The sequence below is a fragment of the Lampropedia cohaerens genome, assembly GCF_001005215.1.
Classification (GTDB): Bacteria; Pseudomonadota; Gammaproteobacteria; order Burkholderiales; family Burkholderiaceae_C; genus Lampropedia; species Lampropedia cohaerens.
This window is the reverse complement of the sequence record NZ_LBNQ01000024.1, coordinates 51,236-65,899: the sequence shown is the minus strand read 5'-3', so window position 1 is coordinate 65,899 and position 14,664 is coordinate 51,236. Positions and strand designations below refer to the sequence as shown.

The 14,664-nt window shown below is 64.8% G+C and carries 17 protein-coding genes and 3 pseudogenes; 12 read left to right on the top strand and 8 right to left on the bottom strand.

From position 1 onward, the window contains the following. Nucleotides 1–194 precede the first annotated feature (194 nt). The 10 genes and pseudogenes from AAV94_RS08230 to AAV94_RS08195 all read left to right on the top strand — a co-directional run bounded on the left by AAV94_RS08230 (nucleotide 195) and on the right by AAV94_RS08195 (nucleotide 7,466). Nucleotides 195–938, top strand: a complete 744-nt coding sequence (locus tag AAV94_RS08230) for an SDR family oxidoreductase (RefSeq protein WP_046741869.1) — start codon at nucleotides 195–197, stop codon at nucleotides 936–938. A 32-nt stretch (nucleotides 939–970) separates the two neighbouring features. Continuing rightward, nucleotides 971–1,738, top strand: coding sequence for an SDR family NAD(P)-dependent oxidoreductase (locus AAV94_RS08225; protein ID WP_046741843.1), 768 nt, complete (start codon nucleotides 971–973; stop codon nucleotides 1,736–1,738). 35 nt (nucleotides 1,739–1,773) lie between these two features. Further along, the gene (locus AAV94_RS08220; RefSeq protein ID WP_046741842.1) at nucleotides 1,774–2,631 is read left to right on the top strand and encodes an SDR family oxidoreductase; all 858 of its coding nucleotides are present in this window, start codon (nucleotides 1,774–1,776) and stop codon (nucleotides 2,629–2,631) included. Between the two features lie 66 nt (nucleotides 2,632–2,697). After that, nucleotides 2,698–3,255, top strand: a complete 558-nt coding sequence (locus AAV94_RS08215; RefSeq protein WP_046741841.1) for a flavin reductase family protein — start codon at nucleotides 2,698–2,700, stop codon at nucleotides 3,253–3,255. Beyond that, on the top strand, nucleotides 3,234–3,725 hold the full coding sequence (locus AAV94_RS08210; RefSeq protein WP_084824825.1) for a transposase: 492 nt from the start codon (nucleotides 3,234–3,236) through the stop codon (nucleotides 3,723–3,725). Before AAV94_RS08215 ends, AAV94_RS08210 begins: the two co-directional genes overlap by 22 nt. Before the next feature lie 249 nt (nucleotides 3,726–3,974). After that, complete coding sequence (locus AAV94_RS08205) at nucleotides 3,975–4,412, top strand: TIGR03757 family integrating conjugative element protein (RefSeq protein ID WP_046741840.1); 438 nt, start codon at nucleotides 3,975–3,977, stop codon at nucleotides 4,410–4,412. Next, the gene (locus AAV94_RS15330) at nucleotides 4,409–4,588 is read left to right on the top strand and encodes a hypothetical protein (RefSeq protein ID WP_331396811.1); all 180 of its coding nucleotides are present in this window, start codon (nucleotides 4,409–4,411) and stop codon (nucleotides 4,586–4,588) included. The genes AAV94_RS08205 and AAV94_RS15330 overlap by 4 nt, the downstream gene beginning before the upstream one ends. Nucleotides 4,589–4,600: 12 nt before the next feature. Continuing rightward, nucleotides 4,601–5,563 (top strand): annotated as a pseudogene (locus AAV94_RS15325) (TIGR03756 family integrating conjugative element protein); the annotation flags it as partial. A gap of 31 nt (nucleotides 5,564–5,594) precedes the next feature. Further along, a complete protein-coding gene (locus AAV94_RS15200) occupies nucleotides 5,595–5,936 on the top strand; it encodes a hypothetical protein (protein WP_084824831.1) in 342 nt (113 codons plus the stop codon). A gap of 12 nt (nucleotides 5,937–5,948) precedes the next feature. Continuing rightward, on the top strand, nucleotides 5,949–7,466 hold the full coding sequence (locus tag AAV94_RS08195) for a conjugal transfer protein TraG N-terminal domain-containing protein (RefSeq protein WP_046741839.1): 1,518 nt from the start codon (nucleotides 5,949–5,951) through the stop codon (nucleotides 7,464–7,466). Nucleotides 7,467–7,483: 17 nt separating this feature from the next. Here the strand turns inward: AAV94_RS08195 and AAV94_RS08190 are convergent, their stop codons facing one another. Beyond that, entirely contained in the window at nucleotides 7,484–7,861 is a 378-nt protein-coding gene (locus AAV94_RS08190) for a DUF3742 family protein (RefSeq protein ID WP_032958318.1), read from the bottom strand. Between the two features lie 56 nt (nucleotides 7,862–7,917). Next, nucleotides 7,918–8,268 (bottom strand): putative toxin-antitoxin system toxin component, PIN family, encoded by a 351-nt coding sequence (locus tag AAV94_RS08185; RefSeq protein ID WP_046741867.1) that lies wholly within the window; start codon nucleotides 8,266–8,268, stop codon nucleotides 7,918–7,920. Here AAV94_RS08185 and AAV94_RS08180 point away from each other — a divergent pair. Beyond that, a pseudogene (locus AAV94_RS08180) lies at nucleotides 8,260–9,399 on the top strand (helicase/relaxase domain-containing protein); the annotation flags it as partial. The gene AAV94_RS08185 and the pseudogene AAV94_RS08180 sit on opposite strands and share 9 nt — an antisense overlap. Before the next feature lie 65 nt (nucleotides 9,400–9,464). Here AAV94_RS08180 and AAV94_RS15360 read toward each other — a convergent pair. From AAV94_RS15360 to AAV94_RS08160, 5 genes and pseudogenes are all read right to left on the bottom strand, one after another. After that, on the bottom strand, nucleotides 9,465–9,623 hold the full coding sequence (locus AAV94_RS15360) for a hypothetical protein (protein WP_407927309.1): 159 nt from the start codon (nucleotides 9,621–9,623) through the stop codon (nucleotides 9,465–9,467). 143 nt (nucleotides 9,624–9,766) lie between these two features. Further along, nucleotides 9,767–10,051: pseudogene (locus tag AAV94_RS15355) on the bottom strand (class I SAM-dependent methyltransferase); the annotation flags it as partial. A gap of 83 nt (nucleotides 10,052–10,134) precedes the next feature. Further along, a complete protein-coding gene (locus AAV94_RS08170; RefSeq protein WP_046741837.1) occupies nucleotides 10,135–11,058 on the bottom strand; it encodes an NAD(P)/FAD-dependent oxidoreductase in 924 nt (307 codons plus the stop codon). Continuing rightward, complete coding sequence (locus AAV94_RS08165) at nucleotides 11,055–11,504, bottom strand: Rrf2 family transcriptional regulator (protein WP_032972743.1); 450 nt, start codon at nucleotides 11,502–11,504, stop codon at nucleotides 11,055–11,057. Before AAV94_RS08165 ends, AAV94_RS08170 begins: the two co-directional genes overlap by 4 nt. A 120-nt stretch (nucleotides 11,505–11,624) precedes the next feature. Beyond that, nucleotides 11,625–11,924: a helix-turn-helix domain-containing protein gene (locus tag AAV94_RS08160; RefSeq protein WP_046741836.1), complete on the bottom strand. Its 300-nt coding sequence runs from the start codon at nucleotides 11,922–11,924 to the stop codon at nucleotides 11,625–11,627. 104 nt (nucleotides 11,925–12,028) lie between these two features. Between AAV94_RS08160 and AAV94_RS08155 the strand changes: the two genes are divergently transcribed. Then, nucleotides 12,029–12,652, top strand: a complete 624-nt coding sequence (locus tag AAV94_RS08155; protein WP_046741835.1) for a LysR family substrate-binding domain-containing protein — start codon at nucleotides 12,029–12,031, stop codon at nucleotides 12,650–12,652. A gap of 27 nt (nucleotides 12,653–12,679) precedes the next feature. On the opposite strand, the gene AAV94_RS08150 is transcribed toward AAV94_RS08155, so the two are convergent. After that, the gene (locus tag AAV94_RS08150) at nucleotides 12,680–14,605 is read right to left on the bottom strand and encodes a tyrosine-type recombinase/integrase (protein WP_046741834.1); all 1,926 of its coding nucleotides are present in this window, start codon (nucleotides 14,603–14,605) and stop codon (nucleotides 12,680–12,682) included. Nucleotides 14,606–14,664: the final 59 nt, after the last annotated feature.

The following is a 14,664-nucleotide window of genomic DNA, read 5'->3' as shown; positions in this document are numbered from 1 at the left end:
TTCACCATCATGGAACAATGAAATGGCTATATTTCTACCCTATCTACCGTAGTTATTGTCGATCATGAATAGGATCAGGCAATGATGCAAGAGATATCGACCTAGTTCGTCCAGGCGGTCCTGCCTACGATTTCACCTTGTTTGCAATGCCTTGGCTTGCCTCCGCGCCAGCCAAGACAGCACAAGGAGAAATCATGCTATCCACGACACCGGACACTACTAAGGTCATCGTGCTCACTGGCGCCAGCAGCGGCATCGGCGAGGCCACGGCCCGCCATTTGGCACGGCAAGGACACCACCTCTACATCGGAGCGCGGCGCCTGGACCGGATCACCGCCTTGCAGGACGAACTGCGCGCCGAGGGCGGCCATGTCGAGGCGGTGCAGTTGGACGTCACGCGCCTCGAAGATCTGCAAGCCATCGTCGCCAAAGCACATGCCGCGCATGGCCGCGTCGATGTGCTGATCAACAACGCCGGCGTCATGCCGTTATCGCCACTGGCCGCGCTGAAGATCGAGGAGTGGAACCGCACGCTGGACGTCAACGTGCGCGGCGTGCTGCACGGCATTGCCGCCGTGCTGCCGATCATGCAGGCGCAAGGCCATGGGCACATCGTCAACATCGCCTCGGTCGGCGCGCATCAGGTGTGGCCGTCTTCTGCGGTCTATTGCGCCAGCAAGTTCGCAGTGCGCGCCATCTCCGATGGGCTGCGCCAGGAGACCGATGCCATCAGGGTGACGCTGGTCAGCCCCGGCGTGGTCGAGTCCGAGCTGGCCGACCACATCACCGATCCCGGCGCACGGGAGGCCATGCGGGACTTCCGCCGCATCTGCTTGCCGCCGCAGGCCGTGGCGCAAGCGATTGCCTATGCCATTGCCCAGCCCGATGGCGTGGACGTGAGCGAAATCATCGTGCGTCCCACGGCCAGTCCGTATTGATCCCGAAATCTATGTATCTCCAGGGAGTTTTCATGTCCGAAACCAACATTGCCTCACAGACCCTGCCGTTTGCCGACCGCGTTGCCATCGTCACCGGCGCCGCCAGCGGCATCGGTCTGGCAACGGTCGAATTGCTGCATCGCCAGGGCGCGCGCATCGTCGCGGTGGGCCGTGGTGACAACGTCAACGCCCTGGCGCGCGAGGGCGTGGTGCCCGTGGTGGCCGACGTGGCGCAGGAAGCCAGCGCCGAGCTGGCCGTGCAGACAGCCATCGGGCAGTTTGGCCGCCTGGACATTCTGGTCAACAACGCCGGCATCATCATCAATCGCCCTGTCGCCGAGATGAGCCTGGAGGAATGGAACCAGGTGCTGTCGGTGAATGCCACTGGCGCCTTCCTGTTCTCCCGTGCCGCCATGCGTCCGATGATGGCGGCAGGCTCCGGCGCCATCGTCAACATTGGCTCCTACGCCTGCTACCAGAGCTTTCCGGGCATTGCCGCCTACGCCGCCTCCAAGGGCGCGCTGGCGCAGCTGACCCGCACGCTGGCGCTGGAGGCCATCGGCCACGGCATCCGCGTCAACGCGGTCGGCTCGGGCGATGCCGTCACCAACATCACCAACGCCATCCAGCCCGATGGCCAGGCCTATCTGGCCGAACACGGCCGCAAAGCGCCCATCGGTCGCGCTGCGCGTCCGGAAGAAATCGCGCAAGTCGCAGCCTTCCTGGCTTCGGGCCAGGCCAGCTACATCGTCGGCGCGGTGGTCATGGCCGACGGCGGCATGAGCGTGGCCATCCAGTAATTCATCCGCTTTCAACCTCATAGGAGCTTTTATCCATGCAACAACAAGCAAACCCTTCCAAAGTCTGGTTCATCACCGGCGCCGCGCGCGGCATTGGCCTGTCGCTAGCACGTCAGGTGCTGGCGCAGGGCGATGCGGTAGCCGCCACCTCGCGCACGCTGGCCAGTCTGCAACAGGCGTTCGGCGACAAGCACGAACTGCTGCTGCCGCTGGAGGTGGATCTGGTCGATGAAGCCAGCGTACAGGCCGCCATCGACAAGACCGTTGCCACCTTCGGCCGCATCGACTGCGTGGTCAACAATGCCGGTTACGGGCAGCAAGGCACCATCGAGGCACTGAGCGATGCCGAACTGCGCCGCAATTTCGACGTCAACGTGTTCGCGCCGTTGCATGTGCTGCGCCACGCGCTGCCGCACTTGCGCGCCCAGCGCAGGGGGCATGTGTTCAACGTGGCCTCCATCGTCGGCTTCCAGGGCGGGTATGCGGGCTGGGGCAGCTATGTGGCCAGCAAGTTTGCGCTGGCCGGGTTGACCGAGACCCTGGCAGCCGAGCTGGCCGAACTGAACATCAAGGCCACGGTGGTCTATCCCGGCCCGGTGCGCACTGGTTTCCTGTCCAAGGACACACTGGTGGTGGCCAAGCGTTCGATCGCTGACTACACCGAGGCGCAGGCCTCGCTGGATCTGCACTTGAACGGTCTGGACGGCAAGCAGGCCGGCGACCCGGAGAAAGTGGCCACGCTGATTCTGCAAGCCGCCGCGGTGGCCGAGCCGCCCGTGCATCTGTTCGCGGGCAAGATCGCCAACACGCTGGCCGAGCAGAAGATGCAGGCGGTGCGCAAGGACCTGGACGCATGGCGTGGCGCATCCGATGCCACGGATTTCGCGGAGTAAATTCGCACGAGGGCGGGCATGTGGCTAGGTGCTGCGTGCCGCTGCGGTGCATCAGGAGATCACACCATGCTCAATGAATTGCCAGCAGAAAAAGCCTATCGCGTCCTCGAATCCGGTCCCATCGTGATGGTGTCCACGCGCGGTACCGATGGCCGGGTCAATCTGATGACGATGGGCTTTCACATGATGATGCAGCACGAGCCGCCCTTGGTCGGTGCGATCATCGGGCCGTGGGACTACAGCCATCGTGCACTGTCGGACACGGGCGAATGCGTGCTGGCGGTGCCGACGGTGGATCTGGCCGAGACGGTGGTGGACATCGGCAACTGCTCGGGCGATGCGCTCGACAAGTTCGCCCATTTCGGCCTGACGCCCGCATCCGCGCAAACCGTGGAGGCACCGCTGGTGCGCGAGTGCTGGGCCAACCTCGAGTGCCGCGTCGCCGATGACGGTTGGACACGCCGCTACAACCTGTGGGTGCTGGAGGTCCAACGTGTCTGGATTGATACGGCACGCAAGGAAACGCGGTTGGTCCATCATCAGGGCGATGGCCGCTTCAGCGTCGATGGCGACACGCTCGACTTGGGCGAGCGCATGGTGAGGTGGCGGTACCTGATGGACTGATACGGGCCGGCAGAGAAGGTGAGGTCGTACGTACTGCGGCGAACGTGGCCGATGTGACCCAAGCGGGCCAACAGCTGCATGGCAAGGAGAAGGTGGTCTATGCCGATGCCGGCTATATGGGTGCGGACAAGTGCGAGGAGCTGAAGGACAAGCGGGTTCAGTGGCACATAGCCGAGCGTCGGAGCCGGATCAGGGCGTTGCCCGATGGCGAGTTGAAGGACGTGAGCGAGTTCATCGCGCACCTGATTGGCAAGGTGCGATCAAAGGTGGAGCATCCGTTCCGTGTGGTGAAGTGTCAGTTCGGTTACACGAAGGTGCGCTACCGGGGGCTGGCGAAGAATGCCGGGCAGTTGAACGTGCTGTTCGCGCTGTCGAACCTGTGGATGGCGCGCAAGCGATTGTTGGTGATGATGGGGAAGGTGTATCCGAGGCGTGGCAAGCATGGGAATTTTCAGGCGACTCTGGTCTGAAAACGGCTTTGAAGGCCGATCATGTCTGCGTCGGCATCTGACGTGAACAGAGTGGGCCACGGGGCTGGATCGGCCCATACCCATCCACTGCACACAGTCAGCTCATGGCACGCGCGTAGGTCCGGATCAGCGAGTCGGGGCAGACAAGGATGGTGAAAACGGGGCGGCGCGGTCTCCGGTTTGTTTGTCGCGTCGAGGCCTGGTTTCGGTTCGACTGTCACCGGATTGGCTTCCCTCCGGTGTTGTCCCATGGACTCTCGCGCTGTTCCTCATGCCGCTCGCACTCGCCCAGCATGGATTGCTACGGCCATCGCCATCCTGGCGTTGGCCACTCGCGCCGCCGCTGCGGAAGTCTGGGTCGTTACCGACTCGCATCATCCGGTCCTTGGCCAGGCTGACCGACACGTCATCCTGGACGCGGGCGCGGTGCTCGAAGCGGAACTGGCCGCCAACCTGCCCGCCGATCAAGAACGTGCCAGCGCCATCGTCCGGCAACGCCTGAAGCAGGGTGGTACAGAACTGCAGCGAAGGATCGGCGCCGCCTACCAGGGCATTGCCGATGCCTGGAGCCTTGGCGTCACCAAGGTTCCGGCCATCGTGGTGGATCGCCGATACGTGGTCTATGGCGAGACGGACGTGGCCCGCGCGGTTGCCCGCATCGACCAATACCGGAGGACGCGGCCATGACGAGGCGTCCGTTCGCACCATCCCGGCGCCAGCGGTTGGCCATCGCAGCGCTGCTGCTGGGGTGTTCCGCATCGTCCTTTGCACTGAACACCGCCACCATCGTGGCCTCCACCCTGTCGCCGGATTGCCTGGAATACCGCGTCACCGGCATCTGCTACTGGCTCTATTGCACCTAGACGGGATGCACCGTGCGCACCTCGGTCAAGGTGCGCCACTACATCCCGGATGCCGTGGTGTCGAGCTACTCGAACACCGGCGAGAACCCTTGGGTCGAGGTGCGGGCGATGAGCCTGCCGAACCCGACCGCGAAGGCCGGCGGCGACGGCACCACCAACGAGGATCACGAGAACAACCTGGCGAAGTTCAAGAACGTCGACGTCATCGACCATCCCGGTGGCCATGTGTTCAGCCAGTTCGCCAGCGCCTCCGGCTACACCTGCGAGGGCGCCGGCACCGCCTTCATGCCCTATCTGCTGAGCACGCTCGACACGCTGGCATGGCGCTACAACATCCCCGAGGCGCTGTATCCGGAAGCACTGATTCCCGGCCGGCGCGAGATCGGCACGCGCACAGGGCTGAATCTCTGGGGCAACGTCTATCCGCGTGGCGGCTTCCTGCACCAGGTGGATGACCACAAGGCCGCAGCCGTGGTCGCCCAGCGCGCGGGTGACATCGTGACGCGCCGCAACCAGATCCACGTCTACCAACCGCTGCCCGCCTTGATCATCCAGCGCGCCGATCCAGGGCTGTACAACCTGTTGACCAATGGGGTGCTGCAAGCCAGGCTGGACTTCGATCGCAGCAAGCTGACCTGCCGTGCCATCGCCAATCGCATGGCCGACATGGCGGGTGGACAGCTCGGCTGGGACCAGCTTGCCGAAGGCATGGCGCTGAAGCAGGCCCTCGCGAGCACCGATGCGGTCTCGGCGATCGACGACGCCGAGGCGAACCGTGGCAACAATGGCGTTCCGTGGGTCGGCGGAGACAACGCCGGCGGCGCGGGCCAACGCCCGGTGCGCGTGGTCGGCGACGTGACCCGCGCCGGCTACAACCTGCTCAATGGCCGTGGCGTCGGCGATGCCAGTTCTATCCCGCAAGCCAGTTGCAGCGGCAACCTGGCATGCCAGACCTGGAGTTCGCCCGATGCCGCCGCGAGCGGCCGCCGTCCGGCGGAAGCCATCCATGAGTGCCGCCAGGCGGTGCCTGCGCTGGCTGTCCCGCCGGCGTGCCATCCCGGTGCTGGTATGGGCGGTGTCGCTGCTGATCGCCGTCAATGTGGTCGGCATCCACATCGCGGGTGGCATCGAGGGCTGGCAGCGCTGGATGGCGGCGCAATCCGGGGCCTTCCTGGCCTGGCGCTTGTTGCTCTACGCCGTCACCGCCTGGGGTTGGCTCTGGATGCGCCGTCGCCTGCGCGCTCGGGAACCGGAGCGCGCTGCCGGGCAGCGGCTGTTGCGCGCAGAGGTTGCGGCCATCGTCGCCGTGATCGTGCTGGAAGCCGGCCTGCTGATGCAGGCACGGTAGCGCGGGGTCGCCATGACGCTGTTCACCACCGACTACCTGGAGTACTACCTGACGCTGGTGTCCTGGGTGGTCCACAACGGCATCTGGTCGGTGCTGGTCGCCAGCGGCATGTTCGCCGTCCCGTTCCTGGCGATCATCATCCAGGAATGGCTGAAGGCCCGCGCGGAAGGCGCCGACGAGGGCAACAAGGGCGTGCTGTCCTCGGCCCGCATCGAGAACCGCGTCTTCGTCGCCATCGTGGTGATCATGTTCGCGGGCATTCCCTTCATTGATGTCGATTTCAACACCATCAAGTACGACCGCTCGCGTTCGACCCAGTGCCAGGTGAATGTCCCGGAGCCGACCGATACCGGCTGGTCGCAATCGTTCAGCACGATCAACAACCAATCGGCCAAGGTGCCCGTGTGGTGGTTCGCCATGCACGCGATCTCGCGCGCGATCACCGGCGCCTCGGTCGCGGCCATTCCCTGCGGCACCGACCTGCGGCAGATCCGCATGGACATCGACGCGACCCGCATCGACGACCCGGTGCTGGCCCAGGAGGTCAGCGACTTCACCCGCGACTGCTACGGCCCCGCCCGCGCCAAGCTGTTCATGACCCGGCCCAGCCTGAGCGAGGTGCAGATGCACGACGTCACCTGGATCGGTTCCAGCTACTTCGTCGGCACCGCCGGCTTCTACGACAGCTACCGCTCCAGGACACCGCGCGATGCCTGGCCGTTCGACGCCACGCGCGACGCCGGCCTGGCCCAGGTGCCCGGCGGGGGCGGCTACCCGACCTGCCGGCAGTGGTGGTCCGACGGCGGCCACGGCCTGCGGGCACGACTGCTGGCCCAGGTCGATCCCAGCCTGCTGACGCGACTGGCCGGCTGGGCGGGCTTCCTGAGCCAGGCCGAGATCAACGACTCGGTGATCCGCGCCGTCGCCAGCCCTCGCCAGCAGAAGCTCAACCAGGGGGCGGTCTACACGGACTACGGTGGCCAGATCGACATGACGCTGCCCAACATCGTCACCCGCGCCGCCAGCGACGTGGGGCTGACCGTCGGATCACTAAGCTATTTCCCGGCGATGGACGTGGTGCGGCAGGCGCTGCCGATGGTGCTGTCCCTGCTCAAGATGGCGCTGGTCATCTGCATCCCGCTGGTGCTGCTGATCGGCACCTATGACCTCAAGACCGTGGTCACGGTGAGCGTGGTGCAGTTCGCGCTGTTCTTCACCGACTTCTGGTTCCAACTCGCCCGCTGGATCGACTCGACGATCCTCGATGCGCTCTACGGCTGGGGGTGGGGCTGGAACCGGCCGCACACGAACTTCGATCCGCTGGTAGGCCTCAACAACACCTTCGGGGACATGCTGCTGAACTTCGTGATGGCGACTATGTTCCTGGTGCTCCCGGCATTCTGGATTGGCGCATTGACTTGGGCAGGGATTCGGGCCGGAACTGTCGCAAACGCGTTCTCGGCAGGCACCAAAGACGCGGGCAACGCAGGCGGCAAGGGGCCAGGCGTCATGTCGAGGAAGCTGAAATGACTCAGCGATGAACGGCTTCAATCGTCTTCGCTGTACATCTCGTGAGAGGTGTCGTTGTAGAGGTTTGGATCGTAGCCAGGCGTTTGACGTAGTTCATCCAGACTCGCAGGAAATTGCAGATCGAAATCGTCGTCGCCCTCCGGCGTCTGCTCCGCCATCCTGGCAGCCACAACGACGGCGACCAGCAACAGCGCCGCCCAGACCGCGACGTACAGCAACACTCCGAGGATCGCCAGCTTGATCACCCAGATCAGCACCCTTGCACCGCCCGCCGGCAGTCCCTGCGCCATCAGCCACCGATGTGTCCGACGCTCCGCGCGCAGGCAACCGCCCCATACACCGCCCAGCCAGCGGCCGAGTCGCGCTGCGGTGGTCATGCGTGCGGTGTGCTTCATGGTTGGCTACCTCATGGTCGTTCCACGGTCGTTGGGCAAGGTGATGCCGGTTTCCTTCATGCCCGCCGCGCCGCGAATGCTTCGGCGGTCATGATCAAGCCGGGAAAGTCCTCTCGCATGGCGAGAATGTCTGCATCGCCCGTGATCAGCGCATCCGCCTTGCCGACATGCGCGAGCACCAGGAACACCTGGTCCTTCTCGTCGCGGCAGACTGGCAGGTCTGGCCATGGCGCCGGCAGTTCCACCACATCGGCGTAGGGCAGAAAGTCCGCCAGCAACTCCTGCTGTTCCAAGTTCGACAGCTTGAACTTGGGAAAGGCCAGGACGCGCAGGAGTTCACTGGCCGTCTCCCGGCAGACCAGCGGCTGCAGATGCTGTTGCTGCCAGGCATGGCGTAGTACGAGCATGCCGGCACGCTGGGCGAGCTGGTCGTCAAGGCCGACCAGGCATCGGTGGCCCTGGCGCTCGGCGGTGATCCGGCCAGGGCCATGGCGGCGCCGAAGCATGCGCTGCAGCGCAAGCTGCTGGATGGCCTGCGCTACCTGCTGCGCGAGGAGTTCAAGCTGAACCAGCCCGGCGGCCCATCGGATGGATGGCTGACCCAGGACGCACTCTGGCTCGTCAGCAAGACGGTCAGCGACAAGTTGCGCGCGCATCTCCTGTCGCAGGGCATCGAAGGCAATCCATCGAACAACACCGCCGTCTTCACGGTGCTCCAGGACCATGGCATCGTGCAGCCCGCCCCGGATGGGAAGGCGATCTGGCGGGCGACCGTCACGAGCGGCACCGGCTGGTCGCACAGCTTTACCTTCCTGCGCCTGTCGCCGGCCTTGATCTGGGAGTCGGGCGAGCGTCCCGCACCGTTCGCCGGCACGGTCACGACGGAAGAGCCCCTCCCTGGCGATGAGGCAGCGCCGGGCTCCGACGGCATCCCGGCCACCTCACCGCCCCCTGGGGTGGCGGATTGCCCGGCCGGGCCCGCGGACCCGGTCTCCGATCTGCTGTCGATGCTCGATGCGTCCGACGCAGCCACCGCCGGTGCATCGTCCGCCAGCGCGGAACCGCCGTCGCTATCCACCACAGCAACTGCGTCTTTGCCCCATTTGACGCCAACCAGTCCTGCCACCATGCCGGATCCCGCGAAGGCCATGCCGTCCGGGGAAGCCTTCATCGCCTGGCTCAAGCAAGGCATCGAGTCGCGCAAGCTCATCATCAACGACGCGAAGGCACTGGTGCATACCGTCGATGGCACGGCGTATCTGGTCAGCCCCGGCGTCTTCCAGCGCTACGTGCAGGAACATCCGGAGATCCAGGCGCTGGCCCGACAGGACGATCTGCACGACTGGCAATGGGTGCAGAAGCGCTTCGAGAAGCTGGGGCTGCACCGCAAACAGGGCAGCGGCCTGAACATCTGGACCTGCGAGGTCACCGGACCGCGCAAATCGCGGCGGTTGCACGGCTATCTGTTGGCGGCGCCTTCGGCATTGTTCGCGGAAGTCCCGCCGGACAACCCCTACCTGTCCCTGGCGCACGGCTAGGAGCCTCCTCGCTACACACGGACAGCGCACCTGCCGACCCTATGTCTTGCATCGTCGATACCCCCTCATGCTCGATGGGCGACCCAACCCTTGAAGGTGAACGCGCAATAGAAAAGGTCGATGTCCGTGAATCCAGCCTCGCGGAGCAAATCGACATCCTGCACGGGCGAAAGCACGGGCAGCCGTTCCTTGATCGCCGCGATGCTGCCTTCGGCTTGACGCACGGGTACGCCGGAAGTAGCCGCGAACACCGCATTGCGCGAGAGCCATCTGTCCCGACCGGGATCTTCGCCGGGAAAGTGTGATGCGCGACGACAAGGGGCGCACCGGGTTTGAGTCGCAGGTGCATCTGCTGCAGCGTCTTCAGGCGCTCGGTTGGCGGCAGGAAATGCAATGTCAGTAGGCAGGCCGCGCCATCGAAGGGCCCCTTGGGGGCGCTGTCGATATAGCCCTCATGCAAGCGCACGTGAGGCGCCATCGGGCCCAGGATCGTGCGGGCGAGTTCGAGCATCTCTGCGGAGGGATCAACGCCGTCGAACTGCCAGCCGGGCTGCATCTCGGCGAGGGCCTTCAGTTCCAGCCCGCCGCCGGCGCCGAGCACCAGAATGCGCGCGTCTGAAGGCGCGCATTCGGCCAGTAGCACGCACGCCATCCGGTGCACGTCGCGAAGGCCCGGTACGATCCTTGCGGTTCTCTCCGCATAGCCCGATACAGCCGCCGGGTCGGAGAACGACGTCATAGAGCGCGGCTTTCCGCTTGCGCTGGCTCGATCGTCTCGGGCCAAAGCAGTGATCGGTGAATCTGGGCGCCGGTCATGGCACCGTTGCCCACGGCCAGCGACACCGAATGCAGTGCCCGCGCGACATCGCCGCAGGCAAATACGCCAGGCACCGATGTCTTGCTCTCGGCATCGGTGCGGATCTGGATGCCCATGGGCGTTTCTTCCAGTGCACAGCCGATTGTCTCGGCCAAAGGGCTGGAGGGGGTGGTTCGCGTTGCAACAAACAGGCCCGCAAAGCTCAGTCGCCTTCCATCCACCATCGTCACGTCGGCATGTCCCTCGATCCTGTCGATGCGGGCCTCGTCGATGACCACGCCTCGGCGTTCCAAAGTGGACCTGATTTCCTCGTTGAGTTCCAATGCACCGTTGACGAGCAAGGTGACATCCCCCCAATCCGTCAGCAGCTCAGCCTGATGGATGGACATCGGGCTGGCACCGACGATGCCGATGCGTCCCTGTCCAAGTTCATGGCCATGGCAGTACGGGCAGTGAAAAACCGTCTTCCCCCAGCGTTGCGCGAGTCCGTCGATGGCTGGAAGCTGGTCGGTCACCCCCGTCGCCAATAGAATGCGTCGCCCCAGGTGCGACTCGCCATCGGCCGTCGTGACGGTGAATTCGTCCGCCTGCCCGGCGACCGCTTCCACCCGACCTTCAAGCCAGGTCAGCGTTGGATAGGCCTCGAGCTGGCGGCGTGCGTTTGCAGCGATTTCACCTGGCGGCACACCATCCTGGCCGAGAAATCCGTGTGAATGGCTGGCGAAGCGGTTGCGCCGCTGGCCCGCATCGATCACCAGCACTGACCTGCGTGCGCGCACCAGTTGCAGGGTCGCGGCCATGCCTGAGTAGCTTCCGCCGACGACGATCACGTCGTGATTCATGATTTATTCCTTGAGTGTCGTAAGGCCGCATGCCGGCGTGCGAAGTCAGAGGCCAGATCGGCAAGGGTGATTTCCGAAAACCGCGTGAGCAGCAGCGCCTCGGCTTCGGCAAACGTGCCTTCGAGTGCCGCATTGACCGTCTGCTCGACCAGACACTCCGGTGTCTCGTTGCGGTTGCCGATGGCAAACGTCGCCGGCTCTCCCAGGGCTTCGTGCAACTGACGCAGGGTGACGCTGCCAAGGTCGGCGTGGATACGCCATCCTCCTGCGTGGCCTCGTTCGGAGGTGACGATTCCCGCTTGCCGCAGGTATCCCATCGTGCGTCGAACGACGACCGGGTTGGTTCCCAGGCACAGCGCCAAGGTTTCCGAGGTAACGGGTCCATCCTGCTCGGCCATGTGCAGCAGCGCATGCAGGACAGACGAGAGGCGGCTGTCTCTTTTCATGAAACAAATGATGTTACGAAAAAGGCCGCGTGTCAAATGCGAGGTGGCAATGAACACCTGGCAAGTCACAGCCTTGACGTACAAGAACGTTGTTGACACCTCACCGCCACGACGGCATGGCTATTCGGTGCCGCTCTCTTCCTCGGACAGTTGCGCCTCGGTCGCGGCCATCAGCGTCGCGGCCGAGCACCCCAGCCCCTTCGCGATCCGCAGGATCAACACCAGCGTGGGCATGTGCTCGCCGCGCTCGATCTTGCCCATGTGCGACCGGGCGATGCCCGCCTGTTCCGCGAGCACCTCCTGGGCAAGCCCCTGCGCAGTCCGTGCCTCGCGCACGGCAACGCCGAAAGCGCGCGCTGGCTCGCTTTCATAGGTTCTTGTCCCTGCGGGTCTCCCGCGTTGCACCGATCGCTTCTGCATCAACAGAAGCGTCACGCGCAAAGCGAATCTAAACCACGTTAAACTTATCTCATCGACCGGTCGCGCCCGGTTTTTTCCAGTGTCGGCGTTGTGCAGGTGACACGATGATCGCTCCCGATCCCTTGAACATTGCCCTGTCGGACTGCCTGGCCTATCCCCGGTTGTCGGTGCCGATGGCGGAACATCGCCGGCGCCATCCGGACAACCCGATTCGTCTTCACGAACAGCGCCTGGAGGATCAGCATCGAGGACTGCTCGCGGGGGCTTTCGAGGCAGGCCTCTGCCAGTCGCCCGCAGCACCGGAAGGCATCGATGTCCGCCCCGTCTGGCAAGACGCGCTGGCATTGGCCGTGTCGGCCCACCACCCCTTGCTGGCGTTCGCGTCAGTGTCCCTGGAGCAGGCCGCCGACAACCCGTGGATCGCCCTGGATGCCCGCGACTTTGTGGGCTACTGCGGGCAGATCGACACGCTGCTGACGGCGGCCGGCGTCTTCCCCTTGGACGTCACGACGGCCACCTCGTTCGGGTTGATGATGACCTTGGTGGCCGCCGGCTACGGTGTCTGCCTGGCACCCGCCGCCCGCATCGAGGGCCATCGTGCCCTTGGCGTTGTCCAGCGTCCCTTGCAAGAGGGCGCGCTGACGCTCACCACATACTTCCTGAGCCGTCGAAATACGGACAGCACCCGCCTGGAGCAGTTCTTCCAAGCGCTCCAGGCAAGCGCCTGACCGAACCTCGGCGCGACCCTGGCTTGATCAATCTCCGGCCGTCGCTTCGGCGGCATCGGCAGCGACGGCTTCGCGCACCAGCCGCTGCACGCCTTGCCGGACCTGCTCAGGGAACTCGGTCGTCACGACTGGCTCGCTCGCCTGCATGCACTGTGCGGCCACCAACCGCGCGGCAAGGTGCAGGTTCGTTGGGTTGACGGCTTCGATGGCCGGCCGTGTCCCGAGAGCCTCGTACGAGCGCAGGAGTGCGTGGTAGATGTCCCAGGTGTCGACGCCCCGTGGCAGTTGCTTCAGGACAGACTGGACCAGCCTGCGCTTGAGCGGATCGAGCTGCCAGTCTGGCACGCGCTGCCCGCGGTGCCCCATGTGGATCGACAGCAGGTTGCCGGCCTGGATCTCGTAGGTGATCCAGCGGCGCGACTTGCCCGCGAGCTTGGCGTAGTCCGCCACCGAGAGGTTGTGCGGCGCCTCGAAGGTCTCCAGCACTTGCTGGCGTTCGCGCTGCACCTCCGACAGGCGCGGCCGCGCGTACTCGGGCATGCGCACGGCCGACAGCCGCTGTACCGATGCCGGCGCTTCGGATTGGTTGGACGTCGGCGCGGTCACGATCAGCTGCGGCGCGGTGAGGTCGACCACCGGCGGCTGCACGGCCGCCTGGCCGGCGATGGTCGGCAGACCCTGGAGCGTGATGGTCAGATGCCGGCTGGCAACCTCGGCCTGATTCTGCTCGAACAGGTCCAGGCGATCGGCCCAGTCCTGCATCATGACGCGACGCTGCTCGACGTATTCGGCATGGTTGTAGGTCGCGCTGATCCTGTCCGGGTCGGCATGCGAGAGCTGGGCGTCCACCCATTTCTTCGGGTACCCGAGTTCGTTCAGCGCCGTCGAGATCGTTGCCCGGATGCCATGCCCCGTGAGTTGGTCCTCGTAGCCCATGCGCTTGAGCGCGGCGTTGAGCGTGTTCTCGCTGATCGGGTTCTTCAGGCACCAGTCGCCGGGGATGAGATAAACCTGGGCCGGCTTGAAGTTGTCGAGCAGGTGGCGAACGATCTCCTGCGCCTGCACCGACAGCGGCACGATGTAGGGCGGGATGTCGATCAGGCGCTTGCGCTTCTTCCTGGTGAGCAGCTTGCGCTGCTTGAGCCTGGCCACCGGGATGATCCACAGGCCCCGGTCGAGGTCGAACTGATCGGGCGTGGCGAAGCGAAGCTCGCCGGTACGCACACCGGTGAGCATCAGCAGCCGCAAACCCAACTGCGTGTTCAGGCGTCCGCGGTACTTGCGCAGCGTCTGCAACATGGCCGGCAGTTCGTGCATGCGCAGGAACGGGTTGTGTTCGACCGGCGGCAACGGCAGTGCGACCACTTCCAGGTCCCTGGACGGGTTCTCGCCCATGTTGGGAATCGCCACCGTGGCGTACGTGAACAACTGGGTGAACCAGGTCCGCAGCTTCTCGGCCACCGACAGCGAGCCGCGCTTTTCCACCTTGCCGATGATGTCCAGCAGGTGCGCGCGGGTAATCTCGTAGATGGTCAGGTGCCGCAGCGACGAGAACACGTCTTTCTTGAAGACGCGCCCGATCTGTTCCAGGCTGGTCTGCCGTCCTTCCTCCAGCGAGAGCCGGCGATGGGCCAGCCATTGCTCGTAGACGGCCATGAAGGTGTGCTCGCCGGCCAGGACGATCGCATGCCGCTTGCGCTTGCGTTCGCTGTGGGGATTGACGCCCTTGGCGAGCAGCGAGCGGGCTTCATCGCGAAGCGCACGGGCGTCCTTCAGGGAGAGCGCCGGGTAGTTGCCGAGGGTGATGCGCTCGCGCTTGCCAAACCACGAATAGCGGAAGTGCCAGGCCTTGGTGCCGATGGCGGAAACGTAGAGATAGAGGCCGTCGAAGTCGGCCAGTGCGTATGGCTTGCCGGTGGACTTGGCCTGCCGGGCCATGAGGTCTGAAAGCATGATCCCAACTCCATGAAAGCGAGTTGAGTGCCATGTTCCCCATCGAGCCCCGGCTCCCC

Bases quoted from the DNA above. Each gene is read 5' to 3' on its own strand.
- AAV94_RS08205 (WP_046741840.1), top strand. From the start codon at position 3,975: ATGGACTCTCGCGCTGTTCCTCATGCCGCTCGCACTCGCCCAGCATGG.
- AAV94_RS08165 (WP_032972743.1), bottom strand. From the start codon at position 11,504: ATGAAAAGAGACAGCCGCCTCTCGTCTGTCCTGCATGCGCTGCTGCAC.
- AAV94_RS08160 (WP_046741836.1), bottom strand. From the start codon at position 11,924: ATGCAGAAGCGATCGGTGCAACGCGGGAGACCCGCAGGGACAAGAACC.
- AAV94_RS08150 (WP_046741834.1), bottom strand. From the start codon at position 14,605: ATGCTTTCAGACCTCATGGCCCGGCAGGCCAAGTCCACCGGCAAGCCA.
- AAV94_RS08195 (WP_046741839.1), top strand. From the start codon at position 5,949: ATGACGCTGTTCACCACCGACTACCTGGAGTACTACCTGACGCTGGTG.
- AAV94_RS08185 (WP_046741867.1), bottom strand. From the start codon at position 8,268: ATGCTCGTACTACGCCATGCCTGGCAGCAACAGCATCTGCAGCCGCTG.
- AAV94_RS08215 (WP_046741841.1), top strand. From the start codon at position 2,698: ATGCTCAATGAATTGCCAGCAGAAAAAGCCTATCGCGTCCTCGAATCC.
- AAV94_RS08190 (WP_032958318.1), bottom strand. From the start codon at position 7,861: ATGAAGCACACCGCACGCATGACCACCGCAGCGCGACTCGGCCGCTGG.
- AAV94_RS08230 (WP_046741869.1), top strand. From the start codon at position 195: ATGCTATCCACGACACCGGACACTACTAAGGTCATCGTGCTCACTGGC.
- AAV94_RS08170 (WP_046741837.1), bottom strand. From the start codon at position 11,058: ATGAATCACGACGTGATCGTCGTCGGCGGAAGCTACTCAGGCATGGCC.
- AAV94_RS08155 (WP_046741835.1), top strand. From the start codon at position 12,029: ATGATCGCTCCCGATCCCTTGAACATTGCCCTGTCGGACTGCCTGGCC.
- AAV94_RS08220 (WP_046741842.1), top strand. From the start codon at position 1,774: ATGCAACAACAAGCAAACCCTTCCAAAGTCTGGTTCATCACCGGCGCC.
- AAV94_RS15330 (WP_331396811.1), top strand. From the start codon at position 4,409: ATGACGAGGCGTCCGTTCGCACCATCCCGGCGCCAGCGGTTGGCCATC.
- AAV94_RS15200 (WP_084824831.1), top strand. From the start codon at position 5,595: ATGAGTGCCGCCAGGCGGTGCCTGCGCTGGCTGTCCCGCCGGCGTGCC.
- AAV94_RS08225 (WP_046741843.1), top strand. From the start codon at position 971: ATGTCCGAAACCAACATTGCCTCACAGACCCTGCCGTTTGCCGACCGC.